Origin of the sequence: Streptosporangium sp. NPDC050855 (assembly GCF_044456585.1) — a bacterium.
Taxonomy (GTDB): Bacteria; Actinomycetota; Actinomycetes; order Streptosporangiales; family Streptosporangiaceae; genus Streptosporangium; species Streptosporangium longisporum.
This window is the reverse complement of record NZ_JBITFY010000034.1, coordinates 23074-43171: the sequence shown is the minus strand read 5'-3', so window position 1 is coordinate 43171 and position 20098 is coordinate 23074. Positions and strand designations below refer to the sequence as shown.

The following is a 20098-nucleotide window of genomic DNA, read 5'->3' as shown; positions in this document are numbered from 1 at the left end:
CAGTCCCGGCGCGTCACGAATGTGGAACGTGCCAGGGCACGGGCCCCGGGTGCGGGGCGGCCGTGCCGCGGATCCGGGCGCGGCCGCCGGGGCGTCGACAACCGCGCCCCGCGATCATAGGGTCGAAGGCGGAAGGACCGTGCGGCCGGTCGCCGGGGCCGGCGAGGCCGCGGAGACCGTGGAGGCGGGCATGTCGGTGCTGGAGGGCAAGGCGGCCGTGGTCACCGGGGGGTCCCGGGGCATCGGCAGGGCGATCGTGGAGCGTCTCGCCCGCGACGGGGCGGACGTCGTCTTCGGCTACGCGAGCGACGCCGCGGCCGCGGCCGACGTGGAGCGCACGGTCAAGGAGGCGGGCGGCAGCGCCCGCGCCGTCCAGGCCGACCTCGCCGAGCCGGGCGCCGCCGAACGGCTGATGGAGACCGCGGGGGAGATCCTCGGCGGCCTGGACATCCTGGTCAACAACGCCGCGCCGTACCTCCCGCCGACCCCCCTCGCCGAGACCACAGAGGAGCACTACGACCGCGCCATGACGGTCAACGCCAAGGCGCCCTTCCTGACCATCCGCCACGCCGCCCGGCACATGCGCGACGGCGGGCGCATCGTCAACATCTCCACCGTCAACACGGTCAGGGCCGCTCCCGGCAGCGCCTCCTACGTGGCGAGCAAGGGCGCCCTGGAACAGCTCACCGCGGTCGCGGCCCGCGAGCTGGGCGGGCGGGGCATCACCGTCAACACGGTCTCCCCCGGCGCCACCGACACCGACCTGCTGCGCTCCAGCAACCCCGAGAAGGTGCTGGGCCAGATGGCCGCGATGACCCCGCTCGGCCGGCTGGGCACCCCCTCGGACATCGCCGACGTCGTGGCCTTCCTGGCGGGGCCGGACGGGCGCTGGCTGACCGGCCAGAACGTCCGCGCCGACGGCGGCCTCATCTGACGGCGGGAACGGCGCCGCGGATCACCGGCAGCCCTTCGCGTACTCGCGTCCGGGGAGGGCGCCGCCGGGAAGGCGGTGCAGAGGCGTCCCGGCGGGTCCGGGCCCGCCGGGTGCGCCTCCGTGAGGGGAAGCGCGCCCTGGCGGGCGTGGGGGACCCGCCAGGACGCGTTCCGCTCCGGCGCGGCGGCGGAGGACCCCGGCGAGGGATGGGGTCCTCGGCCGCTAGTCGCGCGCGGAGTCTGTGGCGGTGAAGGCGCGGACCGCCTGGTCCGCCTCCTCCTCCGTGAGGTCGTCGCCGGGCGCGGGGGACCGGTAGTGCCGTGAGATGAGCCGGGCCGCACCCACCGGGTCGTCCGCCGGATGGGTCGACTCGTGGCCGTCCTCATTCCAGACAAACATCCCGTTCTTACACCAAACGGTCAGCTCAGTCAGTACCGACAGCACCGACATGCCGCTGGCATTGCTCTGGTAGGTGTGCGTGAATCCCTGACGGTGCAACGCGTAGCGCAGGAGACGCGTCGCCTCGCGGGGATCGCGCCAGGGCAGATGTGGCGTACCCGTGCGGGCCGACAGCACCGGCCTCCACCCCCTCGCTGACCTTTCGATGGATTTGTACCAACGATTGGATGATGCGGGTCTTGGGAGGTTGGGTCAAGGGGCTGTTCCCCGCTAGAACCAGATCGTCTAGTTTTGTTGGCACAAAGGGGACTTAATGGCGCGGTCAACGCTGTATCAACTGGTGGCCTCCGACCTCCGGAGAACCATCTACTCCGGTGCGCTCGGGCCGGGAGATCAGCTGCCGACCGAGGCGGAACTCATGACCACCCACCAGGTGAGCCGCAACACCGTGCGGCTGGCCCTCGGCGAGCTGGTGAACGAGGGCCTGGTCACCCGCACCCCGCGCCGGGGCACCGTGGTGCGCGAACGCCGCCCGCTGCTCATGCACCCCCAGCGCGAGCTGCAGCCCCGGCCCGAGCGGGTCCGGGCGGACGGGGAGTACAGGGAGGCCTTCGCCTGGGCCGTCTCCCAGGAGGGGCGCGTGCCCAGCCAGGAGATCGAGGTCTCCATCGTGGAACCGCCCGAGGAGATCGCCAGCAGGCTGGAGCTCGCCGACGAGGAGCTCGCCGTGGTCCGCCGCAGGCTGCGCTTCGTGGACGGCCAGCCGTACAACACCAACGACTCCTACTTCCCGCTCACGCTGGTCGCCGACTCGGAGATCGCCCGGCCAGGGGACATCGTGCGGGGGGCGAACAAGGTCCTCGAGGAGCTCGGCCACCGGCAGGTGCGGGTGGTGGACGACATCTGGGCGCGGATGCCCAACAGCGCCGAGACCGAGCGGCTCCAGCTCCAGCTCGGCACGCCGGTCGTCGTCTACGTCCGGGTCGGCTACGACGAGGAGGACACCCCCGTACGGGTGGCGATGTCCGTCCTGCCGGCGGACAAGCACCTGATCAGGTACGAGCTGGAAAGCCGTTGACGTCTCCGTGACCGCCCGCACGGGCCGGCCCTGGCTCCGCCCGCGACGCGGGCGACCACAGGGCCGTGTCCGACGGGCGCCCGGACACCACCCGTCCCTCCCCGGGCCCCTCCCCCTGCCCGCGGTCCCCGCGGCCCGCGCGGTGCCCCCGCCCTCCGCGGCCCGCTCGCGCCCCACGGTCCCCCGGCCTCCCGCGGCCTTCCCCGGCCCCCCGGACCCCGGACCCCCCACGGCCTTCCCCGGCTCCCCGGGCTCCCCGGCCCCGGACTCCGGACCTCCCGCGGTCTTTCCGGGCTCCGTCCTCTCCGCGCCCTCCGCGCCCCCCGCGATCTCCCCGATCGCCCCGAGTCCCTAGGCACCCGCCTAGTCCGGCACGGACGCCGTACGTCGTCGTACGGGCACTCTCCGTGTCATCTCGTGTACCGAACGCAACGAAGGGAAGAACCATGCACTCGAACACCGCCGGTCTCACCACCGCGCGTCCGCTCACGCTGCGCCGGGCCACCGGCGGCGACCTCGACGGGGTGCTCGCGCTCCTCGCCGAGACCGCCGCCTGGCTGAACCGCCGCGGCGTACGGCAGTGGCCCGCCGGGGGCTTCCCCGCCGGCCGCATCGCCCCCCTGATCGACGAGGGGACCCTCTACCTGCTGGAGGGCCAGGACGGGCCCGCCGCCACCCTCGCGCTGGACGGTCACGCCGACCCCGAGTTCTGGACCCCCGCCGACGACCCGGGCGCGGCGCTCTACGTCCACAAGCTGGCGGTGGCGCGCGACCACTCCGGCAGGGGACTCGGGGAGGCGCTCCTGGACTGGGCGGGCCTGCGGGTCCTGTCCTTGGGAAAGAGATGGCTCCGGCTTGACTGCTCCAAGGACAACCCGGGGCTGCAGGGCTACTATCGGGGGCAGCGTTTCACGCACCTCCGCACGGTCGACCTGCCGCACCGCGCGTCCGGCGCCCTGTTCCAGCGGCCGGGAGGTCTGCGTGGTCGCGCGTCCGGTCTGGGGCTGCCCTTCTCGGACCGTCGCGGGGCGCCCGTCCCCGAGCACGTCTGAACCGGGGCGGTACAGGACAAAGGCATCGGATAGCCTCCATTCATGACCGGATCCTTGCTTGAGGTGATCACGCTCAACGTGCGTGACGCCGTCGCGGCCGAAGCCGGCGGCGCCGACCGTCTGGAGGTCGTGGCGGACATGGCCTCCGACGGTCTCACCCCGGCGGCGGAGACGGTCGCGGCGATCGCCAAGGAGTCCGCGCTGCCGCAGATGGTGATGTTGCGCGGCGAGGCCTCGTTCCTGGCCACGCCCGAGTCGCTGAAGGCCCTGAGCCGTGAGGCCAGGGCCCTGGCGGACGCGGGCGCGGCCGGGTTCGTGTTCGGTTTCCTGGACGGGTCGGGGGCGGTCGACCTGGCCGCCACCGAGGCGCTCATCCACGCGGTGGCGCCGCTGCCGTGGACCTTCCACCGGGCGGTGGACCACGCGGCCGACGTCCAGGCGAGCTGGCGGGCCGTCCGCCTGCTGCCCAACCTCGCCACCGTCCTCACCGCGGGCGCCCCCGGCGGCATCGGGTACGGGCTGTCGACGATCAAGACCCGGTGCGAGGCCGGTGACGGCCCGCTGATCATGGCGGGCGGCGGGCTCCGCCCGCGCTACGTCAGGACGCTCCTGGAGTACGGCGTGCGCGCCTTCCACGTCGGCAGCGCCGTGCGGGCCTCCTGGTCCGACCCGGTCGAGGTCCGGCGGGTCCGCGAGTGGCGCGCCATGATCGACTAACCCTCCGCCCCTCCCGCGCCAGGACCGGAGGGCGGGACGTCGCCCAGCACCAGGTCGGCGCGGCGCAGGGCCGCGGTCATCGTCGCGATCGTGGCGGGCTCGTCCATCACGCCCCCACCGGCGTCGCGCCGCTCCTGCCAGGCCCGTACCCGGCGGGCGTACTCCCCGCGGCGGGACAGGTGGAAGGCGTAGACCGCGGCGTACCGGCTGACCAGGTGGGAGGGGTGCATGTCCCAGCCCTGGGGGAAGCCGTGCGTCAGGGAGTGCCCGACCAGCCGCGCGTGGCGCCGCCACAGGCCGCGTACCGCAGGGCCGTCGTCCGAGGCCGGGGTCGCGGCCAGCGAGCCGTCGGACAGCTCCACCCCGGTCCCGGCGAAGACGGTCTGCATGACGTGCCGGGCGTGGTCGCACGCGGGGTGGTCCAGCCGCTGCTCGTGCGGGGGGAGCCCGCAGCTCGCGGTGTAGTCGAAGACGCCGAAGTGCGCCGCGGCCAGCCTGCCCTCCAGGGCGGTGACCAGCCCCGCGTCGAGGAACCGTACCGTCTGCGGCGCCTCCACCTGGATCTCGAACCGCAACCGCCCGCGGTCCAGGCCGAGCCCGTCCTCCAGCGCCCCCAGGCAGTCGGCGAACTGGTGCAGGTACGCCCTCATCAGGACCTTGGGGAAGGTGACCGTGAACCCCTCCGGCAGGTGCCCGGCCCGCTCCATGACGCCGGTGAGGAGACCGTCCAGGGTCCGCAGGGAGCGGACCGGGTCGCCGTCGGCGAACGACTTCACCCGCAGCCCCCAGCGGCGGGGGAGCGTCCCGTCCGCGTCCATGGCCGCGATCGCCGCGGCGGCGGCCGAGACGTGGCCGTCCTCCTCGCCGGGACGCACCCCGTAGCCGTCCTCGAAGTCGACGCGCAGGTCCTCGACGGGCTCGCGGCCCAGCTTGGCGGCCACCCTCGCGTGCACCTCCCCGGCGAGGTCCCCGGCCAACGCCCCGCCGGCGCCGCCCGGCACCGCGCCGATGACCGGGTCGATGACCGAATCGACGACCGGGCCGAGGATCGCCGCCAGCTCGCTCTCCGGCAGGTGCCGCCGGAACAGCTCCAGCGCGGCCTCTCCCCACGCGCGCACCGTCCCGGCGCCGAACCGGTCGGCCGGGACGTAGACGGTGTGCACCGGCTGCCACCCGGCGGGCCGGTACGGGTACAGCGCGCGCTGCTCGCGGTGGACCCGCTCGAAGTCCGGGATCAGGGCGGACGGGTCGGCGAGCGTGACGCGCATGCCGGTGCTCCCCTGGTCGTACCCGCCGGTCATCGGCCGTAGGCGGTGCGCATGGCGGCGAGCCCGAGGAGCTTGACCCGCTCACCCCGGTCGAGGGACCTGGCCAGCGCGGTCTCGGCGGCCTCGATGGCCAGCCAGTGCTCGTAGGTGACCGGTGAGACGTCCCGCTCGGCCAGCAGGTCGTCCAGGTCCGCGCGGCGTACCGGCTCGCGGCCGGCCAGATCGGCCAGCAGGGTGCGGACCGTCTCGGCGGCGTCGGACTTGTTGGTGCCGATCACGCCGGTCGGGCCGCGCTTGAGCCAGCCCGCGACGTACTCGCGGTCGCGGACCCGCCCGGCCTCGTTCGGCACGGTCATGGTGGTCTCGGAGAAGGGGACGCCGGGCAGCGGGACGCTGCGGTACCCGACCGAGCGCAGCACCATGCCCACCGGGAGGGTCTCGAACTCGCCGGTGCCGCTCACCCGGCCGTCCACCAGCCGGGTCCGCTCCAGCCTGAGCGCCTCCACCCGCCCGTCGCCGAGGATCTCCACCGGGCGCATCCAGAACCGCACCTCCACCCGGCGGGGACGGCCGGCCGGGGTACGTCCGGCCCAGCTCTGCAGCACCTCGACGTTCCCCCGGATCTGCCGGGACGCCGCCGAGACGTCCGCGGCGCACTCGTCGCGCCGCACCCGCACGTCGGCGTTGGCCAGCTCGCCCAGCTCCCGCAGCTCCTTGAGGGTGAACTTGGCGTGCTCGGGCCCGCGGCGGCCGATCATGTGGACGACCTTCACCTCGCTGGCCGCCAGCCGGGACAGCACGTCCTCGGGGACGTCGGTGGCGCGCAGCTCGTCGGCGGTCTTGGCCAGGACGCGCACCACGTCGACCGCCACGTTGCCCACGCCGATCACCGCGACCTCGGGGCTGTCCAGGACGAACCGGTCGGCGGGCATGTCGGGGTGGCCGCAGTACCAGTTGACGAAGTCGGTGGCGGCCACGCTGCCGGGCAGGTCCTCGCCGGGGATGCCCATCCTCCGGTCCAGCATCGCGCCGGTGCAGTAGACCACGGCGTCGTAGCAGTCGAGCAGGTCGGCCACGTCGACGTCCTTGCCGAGCTCCACGCCGCCGAGGAAGCGCACCTGCGGCATCTCCAGCACCCCGCGCAGGTAGCCCGCGATCGACTTGATCGAGGTGTGGTCGGGGGCCACGCCGTACCGCACCAGCCCGTACGGCGTGGGGAGCCGTTCCAGCACGTCCACCTCGAGGGGCACGGCGGCCTGTTTGATCAGCGCCTCGGCCGTGTAGATCCCGGCGGGCCCTGATCCGACGATCGCGACTCGCAGTGACACATCGCCTCCTCGGCGTTGGATGTCATGAACGCGATTCCCCGTCCGATTCTGTATCACCGCGGGGCCGGGCTGCCAGCCTCGCGCAGTGCGTTCTTGCCGATCTTCCCATCGGCGTCGGCGGGTGGCGAACCGACCACGACCACCTGCCCGGCGGCCGGACCGGCCACGCCCGGCTCACCGGCGAACCGCTCCAGGGGGCGTCCGGACGGGGGCAGAAGGGCGCGGACGGCGTCGCGAGGCTCTGACCGCTCGCGGGAGAGACTCGTGGAGGAGAGGGCGCCGAGGCAGCGTGACCAAGCGACCACTTGCTTTTGGAAACTTGGCCCGTTTTAGATGTTATCGCAGGTCAGATATACTTCCCATGGCCACGAGAAAACATGATCGGGGGATCAGTGGCTTTGGTTGAACACGATTGTGCCGTTGACTTCGCGGCCAGGGACCGCCGGGATCGCCTCATTCTCCGGCACATCGTCCTCTCGCTCTTCGCGGGGATGCTGCTCGGTGGCGTCGGGGCCCTGCTGCTCTCCGGGCCCGAAGTTGTGCACACCCTTTACAACCCCTACGCCTACATCCTGCTCGTCGTCGTCATCGGGCGGACCGCGGTCGGATTCGGGTGGGCGGTCCTGTCCGGCATGCTGGCCACCTTCGGGACCATCCTGTCGCTGCTGCTCGCCACCGGTTTCCGCTCGGGGACCTGGTCGATGAGCCTCGGCGGTGACGGCACCGCGGTGAACCTCACGATCGCCAAGCTCGTGGCGATCGGCGTCCTGTCCTACCTCGCCAAACGCCGTGACCGCTGGGGGGACCTGGCGGCGGGCGGGGCGGCCGGGCTGGCCCTGCTCAGCGGCATCGACAGGGCGCTGCCCGGCGCGGCGGACCATGTCCCCGGCTTCCTGGTGTGGGACGCCCTGATCATGATCGTCCTGGTGGGAGGGATGATCCTCTCCCTGGGCCGCGGCTGCGACCGGCTCTGCTCCGGTGCGGTCGCGCTGGTCCTCGGGGCCTCGTACTTCGTCTTCCTGGCCGGTCTCTGAGGCGGCTCCGGCGCGGTCCCGTCAGTCGGGGCCCCGGAGCCCGTCCCGGAAACGGTCCCTCAGGTCCTTCGATCCCTTCACGGCCATGTCCCCCCGGCCCGGGTCCCACCGTGGCCCCGGAACGATCCCCCGGCGGTCCGGGAAGGGGCTCGGATGCCGCCGACCGCCGACAATGGGCTTGCGGTACTCGATAGCCTGTAGAACACCGATTCCCGCTAGCTAGGAGTAGCCGTGCTGCTGCGCATGTCGTCGCTGTTTCTTCGAACGCTGAGGGACGACCCGGCAGACGCGGAAGTCCCGAGCCACAAGCTGCTCGTCCGCGCCGGATACGTCCGCCGCGTCGCGCCCGGCGTCTACTCCTGGCTGCCGCTCGGCAAGACGGTGCTGGAGAACGTCACCCGCGTCGTGCGCGAGGAGATGAACCGGATGGGCGGGCAGGAGGTGCTCTTCCCCGCGCTGCTGCCCCGCGAGTACTACGAGGCCACCGGCCGCTGGACCGAGTACGGCGACACGCTCTTCCGTCTCAAGGACCGCAAGGGCGCCGACTACCTGCTCGGCCCCACCCACGAGGAGATGTTCACCGACATGGTCAAGGGGGAGTACTCCTCCTACAAGGACTATCCGGTGACCCTCTACCAGATCCAGACGAAGTACCGCGACGAGGCCCGTCCCCGCGCCGGCATCCTGCGCGGCCGCGAGTTCGTCATGAAGGACTCCTACTCCTTCGACCTCGACGACGAGGGCCTCAAGCGCTCCTACGAGCGCCACCGCGAGGCCTACATCGCGACCTTCGACCGGCTCGGCATCACGTACAAGATCTGCTTCGCCACCTCCGGCGCGATGGGCGGGTCGGCCTCCGAGGAGTTCCTCGCCCCCGCCGAGACCGGCGAGGACACCTTCGTGGCCTGCCACGCGTGCGGGTACGCGGCCAACGCCGAGGCCGTCGTCACCCCCGCGCCGGCCGCCGAGGGCGCCGGGGCGGCCGACCGGCCCGCCATGCGGGTGCTCGACACCCCCGACACCCCGACCATCGAGTCGCTGGTCGAGTACGTCAACACCCACCACGGCCTGGGCATCACCGCCGCCCAGACGCTCAAGAACATCGTGGTCAAGGTGACCGTCCCCGGCTCGGGCAAGACCGAGACCCTGATCGTCGGCGTGCCCGGAGACCGGGAGATCGACTTCAAGCGGCTGGAGGCCTCCCTGGCCCCCGGCGAGCCCACCATCTTCGAGGCCGAGGACTTCGCCAGGCACCCCGGCCTGGTCCGCGGCTACATCGGCCCGCAGGTCCTGAAGGATCTCGGCATCCGCTACCTCGTCGACCCCCGCGTGGTCGACGGCACCGCCTGGGTGACCGGCGCCAACGAGCCCGGCAGGCACGCCGCGGACGTCGTCGCGGGCCGTGACTTCACGGCCGACGGCACCATCGAGGCCGCCGAGGTCCGCGAGGGCGACGCCTGCCCGGTCTGCGGCTCGGGCCTGTCCATCGACCGCGGCATCGAGATCGGCCACATCTTCCAGCTCGGCCGCAAGTACGCCGACGCCGCCCGGCTGGACGCGCTCGGCCCCGACGGCAAGCCGATCAGGATCACCATGGGCTCCTACGGCATCGGCGTCTCCCGGGCCGTGGCCGTGCTGGTCGAGCAGCGCCACGACGAGCTCGGCCTGCTGTGGCCGCGCGAGATCGCCCCCGCCGACGTCCACGTCGTCGGCACCGGCAAGGACGGCCAGGTCGAGGCGGCCGTCAAGATCGCCGAGGAGCTCCAGGGACGCGGCCTGCGCGTCCTGGTGGACGACCGGGCCGGTGTCTCGCCGGGCGTGAAGTTCAAGGACGCGGAGCTGCTCGGCATGCCGACGATCCTGATCGTCGGCCGTGGCCTGACCCAGGGCGTGGTGGAGCTGCGCGACCGCGCCACCGGCGTCAAGGAGGAGATCCCGCTCGCCGAGGCCGTCGACCGCGTCGTGGCGGCCTGCCAGGAGTGACCCCGCGGGCCGGGGGCGGGGAGGGCGCGGGCATGCCCTCCTGTCCCGGCCGCGTGCCCAGGGCCCGGGGTGACCGCGGCGGGTGCCCGGCACACGAACGCCGAAGGGGCGGCTCCCCGCGCGGGGAACCGCCCCTTCGGCGTTCATGCACCGAACCGTTCGTGCGCGGACCCGTTCGCGTGCCGGGTGGTCGTTCCCGTGCCCGGCCGCGGTGTCCGCAGAACGTCAGTAATGGTGGTGATGGCGGGAACGGCCGCCGATCGTCTTACCCACGTGGAACCCGCCCGGCAGGTTGACGGTCACGTACTTGCGGCCGTCCGGGGTTCTCGTGACGTGGAATCTGCGGTTGCCGAAACTCTGCCCCACCCCTCGCGGGGACAGGTCGATCCGGAAGGGACCGACTTTGATCGACTTCCTGTAGCCCCAGCCCATTGTTCCCCCTCGATCTCGTGATCTGCAAGAAGAACGACCCGCGTCCGCCATGGGTTCCCGCAAGGACGGATCAGCGCTTTGAGCTGCCGCTCAGCGTCTTGCGCCAGTGGAAGCCGCCGGGCAGGTTGACGGTGAGCGTGCGCCGTCCGTCGGCCGTCTTGGTGACCCGGAAACCACGGCCTCCGACGCTGTGTCCCACTCCACTCCGCGAAAGGTTAAGACGGAACGGACCGAACTTCATGGATTTGCGGTATCCCCAGCCCATTGTTTCCTCCTCGACGTGTTCGCGACGATTGAGCTACCCGGTATTCCCCGGTCAAACGTGACCGGAAGCCGTCGCGGCGACCGCCGCGGGCCGGGTTTCCCTTTCTCTCCGCGCTGACCAGCGCCTTTCTCTCCGCCACGGAAAATCACCCTTTTTCCGGAAAGGCGGCTGACCGGAGGGGGGAGGGCCGCTACGGGGTCAGGAGGGGGCGCCGGGGGTGCCGGACGACGGGGACGACGAGGGTGCCGGGGACGACGGGGGTGCCGGGGACGAGGGTGCCGGGGACGTCGAGGGTGCGGAGGGCGCCGGGGACGTGCCCCCGGGCCCGGACGGCATGCCGGGGAACGCGTCGATCTCCGGGCGCAGGCCGTAGGACCGGGTGGCGCACTCCTGCATGGCCAGTGCCGCCATCGTGCGCAGGGCCGTGTCCGCGGAGGCCGCCAGCTCCAGGTAGGCACCGGTCACGCCCCGCTCGACCAGCACGGCCAGCTCCACCGCCTGGGCCGCGGTGGAGGGGGTGACCGGGAGCTCGTAGGCCGCGTTCGGCTCGGCGGGCGTGCCCCCCGCGGCGACGATCATGGAGCGGAGCCGGTCCCGCCGGGCGCGGTGGGCGTTGTAGGCCGCGGTCGTCGTGGCGCGCAGGCCATCGGTGGTCCTGGCCGCGATGACCCCGTAGGCGTACACGGCGGCGTACTCGGCCGCCAGGGCGACCTCCAGCCCCCGCCCGGCCCGCCGCGCCGTGCCGGCCCCGGACGCGCCGGCCCTCACGACGTCCTCCGCTTCGCTCCGCACGGCGCCCTCACAGCGACCTCGGCAGGGCCACGGCGTGCGCGGCCTCGCAGGCGCCCATGGAGGCGATCAGCTGGGCCAGCGGGGGCGAGGCCCCGGCGATCTGCCGGACCCGTGAGGCCGCGGCCTTGCGCTCCAGGTCGCGCAGGGACCGCAGCGAGGCCCTGCCGCCCCGGGCGGGACCGTCGGACGGCGTGGGCGTCGCGCCCGGCGACGCGGCGGAGGGGGCGGCCGAGGGCGTCCGGTCGGCCGGCGGCAGGCGGCGGCGGAGCTCGGCCAGGTGGGCCTCGTGCCGCTGCCGGAAGGGCGTCAGCCGCTCCGAGGCGGCCGAGGCGTACAGCGCCACGGCCCGTTCCTTGCCCGCGATCAGCTCCCGCAGCAGCACCGTCTCGGGATCGGGCGGCACCGGCCTCCCGGTCGCGGGCCCCGCGGCCTCCTCGGCCGCGCATCCGGCCGTCACCGCGACGGTCACCCCGAGGGCGCCGCCCCGCAGCAGGACGCGTCGGGAGACGGAACGCACGGACGACCTCCGGTTCTCTGTCGGCAGCTGACGCACCCAGCATCGTACGGGCAGCCGGGAGATTGGAATAATGGCACTCACTTCGCTTCTCGGGCGGCTCCGCCACACCGAGTGGCGCTGTTTCTACGCCCTGGTGTGGATAGGCTGGTTAATCGCATGGGCGAGGTCCGCCCGGCTGAGATCGTGACAATGGGAGGTCGGCATGGGCAGCGCCACATCCCGCGACCGCCTGATGAAGCTTCTGGAACCTGTCGCCGAGGCCGAAGGGCTCGACCTGGAGGACGTCACGGTCACCCCGGCGGGCAAGCGGCGGCTGCTGCGCGTCGTCGTCGACCGTGACGGAGGCGTCAGCCTCGACGACGTCGCGGAGGTCAGCCTCGCGGTCTCCGCGGCGCTGGACGCCGACGACGCGATGGGAGCCACCCCGTACGTGCTGGAGGTCTCCTCTCCGGGGGTCGACCGCCCGCTCACCGAGCCGCGCCACTGGCGCCGCGCGGTGAAGCGGCTGGTCAAGGCCGACCTGAAGGACGGCACCGTGGTGGAGGGCCGGATCGTCGCCACCGACGAGACCGGCGTGGAGCTGGACGTCGGCGGCGCACCGCGCCGCATCGACTATGAGGACCTGACCCGAGGACGGGTTCAGGTGGAATTCCGCCGGCTCGACGACGCCGAAGACGACGGCGAAGACGGCGACGAGGGCTAAGGGGGAGCCTCGTGGACATCGACATGAGCGTCCTGCGCAGCCTGGAGCGGGAGAAGGACATCTCCTTCGACCTGGTCGTCAAGGCGATCGAGGACGCGCTGCTGATCGCGTATTTCCGGAGCGAGGGCGCGGCCGCCAAGGCGCGGGCCGAGCTCGACCGCAAGTCCGGGCACGTGACCATCTTCGCCGCCGAGCTCGACGGTGAGAGCGGGGAGGTGCTCAGGGAGTTCGACGACACCCCGGGCAACTTCAGCCGCATCGCCGCGACCACCGCCAAGCAGGTCATCCTGCAGCAGCTCCGCGACGCCGAGGACGAGATCAACTTCGGCGAGTTCGCCAGCCGCGAGGGCGAGCTGGTGGCCGGGGTCATCCAGCAGGGCAAGGACCCCAGGGTGGTCCTGGTCGACCTGGGCAAGATCGAGGCCGTGCTGCCGCACAGCGAGCAGGTCCCGGGCGAGGAGTACGTGCACGGCGACCGGCTGCGCTGCTACGTGGTGCAGGTCAAGAAGGGCCACAAGGGCCCCTCGGTCACCCTGTCGCGCACCCATCCGGGCCTGGTGAAGAAGCTGTTCGCGCTGGAGGTGCCCGAGATCGCCGACGGCACCGTCGAGATCGCGGCCGTGGCACGCGAGGCCGGCCACCGCACCAAGCTCGCGGTCCGGTCCCGGCGGCCCGGGGTGAACGCCAAGGGCGCCTGCATCGGCCCGATGGGCTCGCGGGTACGGAACGTGATGACGGAGTTGCACGGCGAGAAGATCGACATCATCGACTGGTCGGAGGATCCCGCGGAGTTCGTGGGGAATGCGCTTTCTCCGGCGCGCGTTACCCACGTAGAGGTGATCGATTTCGACGGCCGCGCCGCGCGCGTGACCGTGCCGGACTACCAGCTCTCCCTGGCCATCGGCAAGGAAGGGCAGAACGCCCGGCTGGCCGCCCGCCTCACCGGCTGGCGCATCGACATCCGTCCCGACACCCAGCCGGGGGACGCGGCCGGTTCCGCAGATGCGTCCACACGGTAAGCTGGAATATGGTGGCCAGGCTGCCCCACTGAGAACATGTGTGGGGTGCCGGGTTCGCACGGTTTCCTCCGAGCTGCTCCGCCTGGTGGTGGTCGAGGGCGTTATCGTCCCTGACCTGCGACGACGGCTCCAGGGGCGTGGTGCTTCACTGCATCCAACCCTGAGCTGTCTCGAACTCGCAGAGCGTCGCCGAGCGTTTCCGCGCGCGTTTCGCGTCGCGGTCCCGCTCGACCTGTCGCGGCTGCGCGGCCACCTGGAAGGGCAAGCAGGCTGAAAGGATCGGGTGAAATGGTTACCGACTGTCATGTAGAACGCCGATTTGATGGGCTGGTCAGATAGCTATGAGCGCCTGATGAGCATGCGGCGATGAGTACGTCAACGTAACGACGGTCCGGCGGCACCGCCTCCCGGGCCGAGACAAGGGAGTGCAGTGGCGAAGGTCCGGGTATACGAGCTCGCCAAGGAGTTCGGTGTGGAGAGCAAGGTCGTGATGGCCAAGCTCCAGGAGATGGGCGAGTTCGTGCGTTCGGCGTCCTCGACCATCGAAGCGCCGGTGGTCCGCAGGCTCACGGAAGCTCTGGGCGGTCCCAGCAAGGGATCGTCCGACAGGGGCAGAGGCCCCAGGCCGCCTCAGGCGGCTCCTCGGCCGGGTGACGGCCAGCCCAACGGCGCCCCTTCGGCGTCGACATCCATCCCCAAGCCGGGACCGGCACCCAGGCCGGGTCCCCGTCCTGGCCCGGCGCCGGCCCGTCCCGCGGCGCCCGCGCCGCAGCAGGCGCCGCCGGTCGTGCCCGAGGCCCAGCAGCCTCCGGCTCCGCCCGCGCCGCCGAGGCAGCAGCCTCCGCAGGTGCAGGCGCCGCGTTTCGAGGCGCCCCGTGCCGAGCCCGGCCGTCCGGCGGCCTCCGGCCCCGGTCCCAAGCCGGGCCCGCGGCCCGCTCCGCGCCCCGGTCCGGCCCCGCGCCCCGAGGCGCGTCCGGAGGGTCGTCCCACCGGTGGTCCCGGTGGAGCGCCGTCGGGTCCCAGGCCCGGTGCCGGTGCTCCCGGTGCGGGTCCCGGCCCCAAGCCGGGTCCGCGTCCGGGCCCGCGCGGCCCGCGTCCCGGCAACAACCCGTTCTCGTCCAACGCCAGCGGCATGGGCCAGGCCCGTCCGCCGCGTCCGGGCGGCCCCGGTGGTCCCGGGGGTCCCGGCCGTGACGGCGGCCCCGGCGACAGGGGCCCGCGTCCCGGTCCCCGTGAGGACCGCGGTCCTCGCCAGGACCGCGACAACGCCGGTCCCCGTCCGCCCGGCGCCCGTTCCGGCCCGCCCGGAACCGGTGGCCCGCGTCCGGGTCCCGGCGCAGGCGGCCCGCGTCCCGGCGGCGGCTCCGGTGGTCCCGGTGGCCCGCGTCCGGGTGGGCCGCGTCCCAGCCCGATGATGATGCCCCAGGGCCGGCCCGCCGGTCCCGGCGGCGGTGGCGGCGCAGGCCGTCCCGGCGGCGGTGCGGGTGCCGGTCGTCCCGGTGGCGGCGCAGGCCGTCCCGGCGGCGGTGGCGGTCGTCCCGGTGGCGGTGGCGGCGGTTTCGCCGGCCGTCCGGGCGGCGGTGGCGGCGCAGGCCGTCCCGGCACCGGAACCGGTGGTCCCGGTGGCGGTGGCGGCGGTTTCGCCGGTCGTCCCGGTGGCGGTGGCCGTGGCCGCGGTGGAGGCACCGCGGGAGCGTTCGGCCGTCCGGGAGGACGCCCGACCCGCGGTCGCAAGTCCAAGCGTCAGAGGCGCCAGGAGTTCGACAACATGCAGGCCCCGGCGATCGGTGGCGTGCAGGCTCCCCGCGGCAACGGGCAGACGATCCGCCTGTCGCGCGGCGCCTCGCTGTCGGACTTCGCCGACAAGATCGGCGCGATCCCGGCCTCCCTGGTGCAGATCATGCTGCACCTGGGCGAGATGGTGACCGCGACCCAGTCGGTCAACGAGGAGACGCTGCAGCTCCTCGCCGCCGAGCTCGACTACAACCTCCTCGTGGTCAGCCCCGAGGAGGAGGACCGCGAGCTGCTGGAGACCTTCGACATCGAGTTCGGCGAGGACGAGGGCGACGAGTCCGACCTGGTCGCGCGCCCGCCGGTGGTGACCGTCATGGGTCACGTCGACCACGGTAAGACCAAGCTGCTCGACGCCATCCGCAACACCAACGAGGTGGCGCGGGAGGCCGGTGGCATCACCCAGCACATCGGTGCCTACCAGATCGGCACCGAGCACGAGGGTGAGGACCGCAAGATCACCTTCATCGACACCCCGGGTCACGAGGCGTTCACCGCCATGCGTGCCCGCGGTGCCAAGGTGACCGACATCGCCGTCCTGGTCGTCGCGGCCGACGACGGCGTGAAGCCGCAGACCGTCGAGGCGCTCAACCACGCCCAGGCGGCCGACGTGCCGATCGTCGTCGCGGTCAACAAGGTGGACAAGGAGGGCGCCGACCCGGGCAAGGTCCGTGCCCAGCTCACCGAGTACGGCCTCGTCGCCGAGGAGTACGGCGGCACCACGATGTTCGTCGACATCTCCGCCAAGAACGGGACCGGCATCGAGAACCTGCTCGAGGCCATCCTGCTCACCGCGGACGCCGAGCTCGACCTGCGGGCCAACGCCACGATGGACGCCCAGGGCGTCGCGATCGAGGCGCACCTGGACAAGGGCCGCGGCCCGGTCGCGACCGTCCTGGTCCAGCGCGGCACGCTCCGCGTCGGCGACTCGATCGTCTGTGGCGAGGCCTTCGGCCGCGTCCGGGCGATGCTCGACGACAAGGGCGAGGCGATCCTGGAGGCCGACCCGTCCCGTCCGGTGATGGTCCTGGGTCTGACCGCGGTGCCGGGAGCCGGTGACAACTTCATCGTCGTCACCGACGACCGGATGGCGCGCCAGATCGCCCAGCAGCGCGCCGCGCGCAAGCGCATCGCGGACATGGCCCGCTCCGGCCGCCGCCGCACCCTCGAAGAGCTCTTCAGCGAGATGGAGAAGGGCCAGATCGACGAGCTCAAGCTCATCATCAAGGGTGACGTCTCCGGTTCCGTCGAGGCCCTGGAGGACGCGCTGCTCAAGATCGACGTCGGCGACGAGGTGCGCCTGCGGGTGCTCCACCGCGCCGTCGGTGCGATCACCGAGTACGACGTCAACCTGGCGGTCGCCGACGACAACGCCGTCATCATCGGCTTCAACGTGCGCCCCGAGGTCAGGGCGCGCGACCTGGCCGAGCGCGAGGGCGTCGACATCCGGTACTACTCGGTCATCTACCAGGCGATCGAGGAGATCGAGGCGGCCCTGAAGGGCATGCTCAAGCCGGAGTTCGAAGAGGTCCAGATGGGCACCGCCGAGGTCCGCGAGGTCTTCAAGGTGCCGAAGATCGGCAACATCGCCGGTGCGCTGGTCCGTTCGGGCACCATCGTCCGCAACAGCAAGGCCCGGATCATCCGTGGAGGGGTCGTCATCTCCGACAACCTCACCGTCTCCTCGCTGCGCCGTTTCAAGGACGACGCGACCGAGGTCCGCGAAGGGTTCGAGTGCGGTATCGGTGTCGGCTACAGCGACATCAAGATCGATGACGTCATCGAGACCTTCGAGATGCGGGAGAAGCCGCGCGCCTGATGCCATCGGTACGGCGGGAAGACCGCCCGGCCGGCCGCGGACCCGAGAAGGGTCCGCGACCGGCGGGCGGCCCCCGCCCCCGGCGGCACGACGGTGACCGTGGCGGTGAGCAACCATGTACGTAGGTGCCCTGACATTGGACATCCTGCTCGGCGACGTCCACTCGCTGAAGCAGAAGCGCTCGGTGGTACGTCCCATCGTCGCCGAGGTACAGCGGCGGTTCCCGGGTGTGGCCGTCGCCGAGACCGGTCATCTCGACCTGCACCGCCGCACCGAGATCGGGATCGCGGTCGTCTCCTCCACCGCCGCCAACGCCGGCGCCGTGCTGGACGACTGTGAGCGGCTGATCGCCTTTCATCCGGAGATCGAGCTGCTGTCCGCCCGGCACCGGCTCTACAACGAGGACGAGGACTAGATACGGGGACGGCCGGCGAGAGGGCACCCCCCTCGCCCCGGTCTCCCCGTGAGAAGGGGGGAGCTATGGACGCCGCACGCGCGCGTAAGATCGCCGATCGGATCCAGCAGGTCGTCGCGGAGATGCTGGAGCGGCGGATCAAGGACCCCAGGCTGGGGTTCGTGACCGTGACCGACACGCGGATCACCAACGACCTGAGCGACGCCACGGTGTTCTACACCGTTTTCGGCTCCGAGGCCGAGCGGGCGGACTCCGCCGCGGCGCTGGAGAGCGCCAAGGGGCTCATCCGCTCGGAGGTGGGCCGCCAGACCGGGCTGCGCCACACGCCGACGCTGACGTTCACCCACGACCCGCTCCCCGACAGCGCCCGCCACCTGGAGGACCTGCTCGCCGAGGCCAAGGCCAGGGACGTGGAGATCGCCAAGCGGGCCGAGGGCGCCCGGCACGCCGGGGACGCCGATCCCTACCGCAAGCCCGAGGACAGGGACGGCGAGGACGACGACCTCGACGGTGCCGACGACGTATCCGACGCCGCCGACGCCGACGTCGCCGAGCCCTCCGAGCGCGCGGGACACTCCGCGACGTGATGCACCACCTGCACGACGACGGCCCGGTGCCCGGCCGCGACTGGGACCGGGCCGTCGAGATCGTCTCGTCCGCCGACGAGATCGCGCTCGCCTGTCACGTCTCGCCCGACGGCGACGCGCTCGGCTCCACGCTGGCCGTGGGGCTCGCGCTGCGCGCCGCCGGCAAGCGGGTCGTCGCCTCCTTCGGCGACCGGCGCTTCAGCGTGCCCAGGCTGCTGCGCTTCCTGCCCGGCCAGGACCTGCTGGTCGATCCCGCGTGCTACCCGGCCGCCCCCGAGGTGATGATCACCTTCGACGTCCCCAGCGTCGAGCGCCTCGGCACGCTGGCGGCGGGCATCGCCAGGGCGGGCCGGCTGATCGTGCTCGACCACCACCCCTCCAACACCGGTTTCGGCACGCTCAACCTGGTCGACCCCGGCGCCGCGGCCACCGCGATGCTCGCCGAGGAACTGATCCACCGCCTCGGCCTGCCGCTGTCGCAGGACATCGCGACCTGCCTGTACGTCGGGCTCGTCACCGACACCGGCTCGTTCCGGCACTCCTCCACCACCCCCGAGGCGCACGCCATGGCCGCCCGGCTGCTGGCCACCGGCGTCGACCCCGAGCGGATCGCCCGCGAGGTGTGGGACCGTTCCCCGTTCGGCTACCTGGGGGTGCTCGGCCTGGCCCTGGAGCGCGCCCGGCTGGAGCCCGAGGTGGGCGGCGGCCTGGTCTGGACGTTCGTCACCCGGGCCGACCGGGAGGCCCACGGGCTGTCGTACGACGAGCTGGAGGGGATCATCGACGTGGTCCGGCGCACCGACGCGGCCGACGTCAGCGCGATCCTCAAGGAGGACGACGACGGCGCCTGGCAGGTCTCCACCCGCTCCAAGGGCGGGGTGGACGTCTCGCGCGTCTGCGCCGCGCTCGGCGGCGGCGGGCACGCCAAGGCCGCGGGTTTCACCTCCCACCTGCCCGTCGAGGAGACGATCGCGGGCCTGCGGGCCCAGCTGTAGACGTCTTCCGGCACGCCTGTTAAGGAACTCCCATGAGCACGTCCACGAGCACGGCTCGCGTCAAGCGCACCCCGCCGCCGAGCGGCCTGATCATCGTCGACAAGCCCGCGGGCTGGACCTCCCACGACGTCGTGGCCAAGCTCCGCGGCATCGCCGGCACCCGCAAGGTCGGCCACGCCGGCACCCTGGACCCGATGGCCACCGGGGTGCTGGTGGTCGGCGTGGAGAAGGCGACCCGGCTGCTCGGCCACCTCGCCCTCACCGAGAAGGGCTACGACGCCACCATCCGGCTGGGCGAGTCCACCAACACCGACGACGCCGAGGGCGAGACCGTCGCGACGGCCTCGGCCGCGGGGGTCGACGAGGCCGGCCTCCGCAGGGGCGTCGCCGCCCTGACCGGCCCGATCATGCAGATCCCGCCCCAGGTCAGCGCGATCAAGGTGAACGGCGAGCGGGCCTACAAGCGGGCCCGGGCGGGGGAGGAGGTCGCCCTCGTCGCCCGGCCGGTGACCGTCTCGGAGTTCGAGATCACCGCGATCCGCAGGCACGGGGACCTCGTCGACGTCGACGCCTCGGTCTCCTGCTCCAGCGGCACCTACATCCGCGCGCTCGCCCGCGACCTGGGGGCCGCGCTGGGGGTCGGCGGTCACCTGACCGCGCTGCGCCGTACTCGGGTGGGGCCCTACGCCCTGCCGGAGGCCCACACCCTGGAGCGGCTGGCCGCCGAGTGCGTGATCCTGCCGATGGCCGACGCGGTCGCGGCCGCCTTCCCACGCCGGGACGTGACCGCCGAGGAGGCGGCCTCGATCGCGCACGGCGGCAGGCTGCCCGCGCTGGGCCTGGGCCAGGGCCCGATCGGGGTCTTCGCCCCCGACGGCACGCTGGTGGCGCTGGCGGAGGAGCGCGGCGGGATCTCCAGGTCGCTGGCGGTCTTCGTGCCGTGACGTCCCGTTCCGGCCCGGTGGGGACG

At 72.7% G+C, this 20098-nt stretch carries 22 protein-coding genes; 14 read left to right on the top strand and 8 right to left on the bottom strand.

The features are described 5' to 3' along the window. The first annotated feature begins 139 nt into the window (after positions 1–139). Positions 140–934 carry a glucose 1-dehydrogenase gene (locus ACIBCT_RS38395; protein WP_399196940.1) on the top strand — a complete coding sequence of 265 codons (795 nt, stop codon included), beginning with the start codon at positions 140–142 and terminating at the stop codon, positions 932–934. A gap of 222 nt (positions 935–1156) precedes the next feature. Here ACIBCT_RS38395 and ACIBCT_RS38390 read toward each other — a convergent pair whose 3' ends face one another. Then, positions 1157–1510 (bottom strand): hypothetical protein, encoded by a 354-nt coding sequence (locus tag ACIBCT_RS38390; RefSeq protein WP_399196939.1) that lies wholly within the window; start codon positions 1508–1510, stop codon positions 1157–1159. A 136-nt stretch (positions 1511–1646) separates the two neighbouring features. On the opposite strand from ACIBCT_RS38390, the gene ACIBCT_RS38385 reads away from it, so the two are divergent. From ACIBCT_RS38385 to ACIBCT_RS38375, 3 genes are all read left to right on the top strand, one after another. Beyond that, on the top strand, positions 1647–2411 hold the full coding sequence (locus tag ACIBCT_RS38385; RefSeq protein WP_399196938.1) for a GntR family transcriptional regulator: 765 nt from the start codon (positions 1647–1649) through the stop codon (positions 2409–2411). A gap of 446 nt (positions 2412–2857) precedes the next feature. After that, positions 2858–3463 (top strand): GNAT family N-acetyltransferase, encoded by a 606-nt coding sequence (locus ACIBCT_RS38380; RefSeq protein WP_399196936.1) that lies wholly within the window; start codon positions 2858–2860, stop codon positions 3461–3463. Positions 3464–3505: 42 nt separating this feature from the next. Beyond that, positions 3506–4180 carry a copper homeostasis protein CutC gene (locus ACIBCT_RS38375; protein WP_399196935.1) on the top strand — a complete coding sequence of 225 codons (675 nt, stop codon included), beginning with the start codon at positions 3506–3508 and terminating at the stop codon, positions 4178–4180. Here the strand turns inward: ACIBCT_RS38375 and ACIBCT_RS38370 are convergent. Genes ACIBCT_RS38370 through ACIBCT_RS38360 form a run of 3 tightly spaced genes read right to left on the bottom strand, consistent with a single transcriptional unit; the run spans position 4177 to position 7081 of the window. Further along, a complete protein-coding gene (locus ACIBCT_RS38370; protein ID WP_399196934.1) occupies positions 4177–5448 on the bottom strand; it encodes a DUF6986 family protein in 1272 nt (423 codons plus the stop codon). The genes ACIBCT_RS38375 and ACIBCT_RS38370 overlap by 4 nt on opposite strands. 29 nt (positions 5449–5477) lie before the next feature. Next, positions 5478–6776, bottom strand: a complete 1299-nt coding sequence (locus tag ACIBCT_RS38365; protein WP_399196933.1) for an FAD-dependent oxidoreductase — start codon at positions 6774–6776, stop codon at positions 5478–5480. A gap of 53 nt (positions 6777–6829) precedes the next feature. Beyond that, positions 6830–7081 (bottom strand): hypothetical protein, encoded by a 252-nt coding sequence (locus ACIBCT_RS38360; protein ID WP_399196932.1) that lies wholly within the window; start codon positions 7079–7081, stop codon positions 6830–6832. A 93-nt stretch (positions 7082–7174) separates the two neighbouring features. On the opposite strand from ACIBCT_RS38360, the gene ACIBCT_RS38355 reads away from it, so the two are divergent. Beyond that, complete coding sequence (locus ACIBCT_RS38355; protein ID WP_399196931.1) at positions 7175–7810, top strand: hypothetical protein; 636 nt, start codon at positions 7175–7177, stop codon at positions 7808–7810. A 231-nt stretch (positions 7811–8041) separates the two neighbouring features. Then, the gene (locus ACIBCT_RS38350; protein WP_399196930.1) at positions 8042–9793 is read left to right on the top strand and encodes a proline--tRNA ligase; all 1752 of its coding nucleotides are present in this window, start codon (positions 8042–8044) and stop codon (positions 9791–9793) included. A gap of 225 nt (positions 9794–10018) precedes the next feature. Here ACIBCT_RS38350 and ACIBCT_RS38345 read toward each other — a convergent pair whose 3' ends face one another. The 4 genes from ACIBCT_RS38345 to ACIBCT_RS38330 all read right to left on the bottom strand — a co-directional run bounded on the left by ACIBCT_RS38345 (position 10019) and on the right by ACIBCT_RS38330 (position 11799). Continuing rightward, on the bottom strand, positions 10019–10225 hold the full coding sequence (locus ACIBCT_RS38345; RefSeq protein WP_344905303.1) for a DUF4236 domain-containing protein: 207 nt from the start codon (positions 10223–10225) through the stop codon (positions 10019–10021). Between the two features lie 70 nt (positions 10226–10295). Then, entirely contained in the window at positions 10296–10490 is a 195-nt protein-coding gene (locus tag ACIBCT_RS38340) for a DUF4236 domain-containing protein (protein ID WP_399196929.1), read from the bottom strand. Positions 10491–10688: 198 nt separating this feature from the next. After that, positions 10689–11258: a ferritin-like domain-containing protein gene (locus tag ACIBCT_RS38335; RefSeq protein ID WP_399196928.1), complete on the bottom strand. Its 570-nt coding sequence runs from the start codon at positions 11256–11258 to the stop codon at positions 10689–10691. A gap of 31 nt (positions 11259–11289) precedes the next feature. Continuing rightward, positions 11290–11799 (bottom strand): hypothetical protein, encoded by a 510-nt coding sequence (locus tag ACIBCT_RS38330; RefSeq protein ID WP_399196927.1) that lies wholly within the window; start codon positions 11797–11799, stop codon positions 11290–11292. 202 nt (positions 11800–12001) lie between these two features. Here ACIBCT_RS38330 and rimP point away from each other — a divergent pair, with 202 nt between their 5' ends. The 8 genes from rimP (at position 12002) to truB (ending at position 20072) form a co-directional block, all read left to right on the top strand. Further along, entirely contained in the window at positions 12002–12502 is a 501-nt protein-coding gene (rimP, locus tag ACIBCT_RS38325) for a ribosome maturation factor RimP (protein ID WP_399196926.1), read from the top strand. An 11-nt stretch (positions 12503–12513) separates the two neighbouring features. After that, positions 12514–13521: a transcription termination factor NusA gene (gene nusA, locus ACIBCT_RS38320; RefSeq protein WP_344905290.1), complete on the top strand. Its 1008-nt coding sequence runs from the start codon at positions 12514–12516 to the stop codon at positions 13519–13521. Further along, positions 13505–13795 (top strand): YlxR family protein, encoded by a 291-nt coding sequence (locus ACIBCT_RS38315; protein ID WP_344905288.1) that lies wholly within the window; start codon positions 13505–13507, stop codon positions 13793–13795. Before nusA ends, ACIBCT_RS38315 begins: the two co-directional genes overlap by 17 nt. A gap of 156 nt (positions 13796–13951) precedes the next feature. Further along, positions 13952–17131 carry a translation initiation factor IF-2 gene (infB, locus tag ACIBCT_RS38310; protein ID WP_399196925.1) on the top strand — a complete coding sequence of 1060 codons (3180 nt, stop codon included), beginning with the start codon at positions 13952–13954 and terminating at the stop codon, positions 17129–17131. Positions 17132–17246: 115 nt separating this feature from the next. Further along, the gene (locus ACIBCT_RS38305) at positions 17247–17546 is read left to right on the top strand and encodes a DUF503 domain-containing protein (RefSeq protein ID WP_344905283.1); all 300 of its coding nucleotides are present in this window, start codon (positions 17247–17249) and stop codon (positions 17544–17546) included. Positions 17547–17611: 65 nt separating this feature from the next. Then, a complete protein-coding gene (gene rbfA / locus ACIBCT_RS38300; RefSeq protein ID WP_399196924.1) occupies positions 17612–18133 on the top strand; it encodes a 30S ribosome-binding factor RbfA in 522 nt (173 codons plus the stop codon). Then, entirely contained in the window at positions 18133–19128 is a 996-nt protein-coding gene (locus ACIBCT_RS38295) for a bifunctional oligoribonuclease/PAP phosphatase NrnA (RefSeq protein ID WP_399196949.1), read from the top strand. Before rbfA ends, ACIBCT_RS38295 begins: the two co-directional genes overlap by 1 nt. Positions 19129–19160: 32 nt before the next feature. Then, complete coding sequence (truB, locus tag ACIBCT_RS38290) at positions 19161–20072, top strand: tRNA pseudouridine(55) synthase TruB (RefSeq protein ID WP_399196923.1); 912 nt, start codon at positions 19161–19163, stop codon at positions 20070–20072. Positions 20073–20098: the final 26 nt, after the last annotated feature.

Coding starts and splice junctions, on each gene's coding strand:
- ACIBCT_RS38385 (WP_399196938.1), top strand. CDS start 1,647: ATGGCGCGGTCAACGCTGTATCAACTGGTGGCCTCCGACCTCCGGAGA.
- ACIBCT_RS38380 (WP_399196936.1), top strand. CDS start 2,858: ATGCACTCGAACACCGCCGGTCTCACCACCGCGCGTCCGCTCACGCTG.
- ACIBCT_RS38375 (WP_399196935.1), top strand. CDS start 3,506: ATGACCGGATCCTTGCTTGAGGTGATCACGCTCAACGTGCGTGACGCC.
- ACIBCT_RS38370 (WP_399196934.1), bottom strand. CDS start 5,448: ATGCGCGTCACGCTCGCCGACCCGTCCGCCCTGATCCCGGACTTCGAG.
- ACIBCT_RS38345 (WP_344905303.1), bottom strand. CDS start 10,225: ATGGGCTGGGGCTACAGGAAGTCGATCAAAGTCGGTCCCTTCCGGATC.
- ACIBCT_RS38340 (WP_399196929.1), bottom strand. CDS start 10,490: ATGGGCTGGGGATACCGCAAATCCATGAAGTTCGGTCCGTTCCGTCTT.
- rimP (WP_399196926.1), top strand. CDS start 12,002: ATGGGCAGCGCCACATCCCGCGACCGCCTGATGAAGCTTCTGGAACCT.
- ACIBCT_RS38315 (WP_344905288.1), top strand. CDS start 13,505: ATGCGTCCACACGGTAAGCTGGAATATGGTGGCCAGGCTGCCCCACTG.
- ACIBCT_RS38305 (WP_344905283.1), top strand. CDS start 17,247: ATGTACGTAGGTGCCCTGACATTGGACATCCTGCTCGGCGACGTCCAC.
- rbfA (WP_399196924.1), top strand. CDS start 17,612: ATGGACGCCGCACGCGCGCGTAAGATCGCCGATCGGATCCAGCAGGTC.
- ACIBCT_RS38295 (WP_399196949.1), top strand. CDS start 18,133: ATGCACCACCTGCACGACGACGGCCCGGTGCCCGGCCGCGACTGGGAC.
- truB (WP_399196923.1), top strand. CDS start 19,161: ATGAGCACGTCCACGAGCACGGCTCGCGTCAAGCGCACCCCGCCGCCG.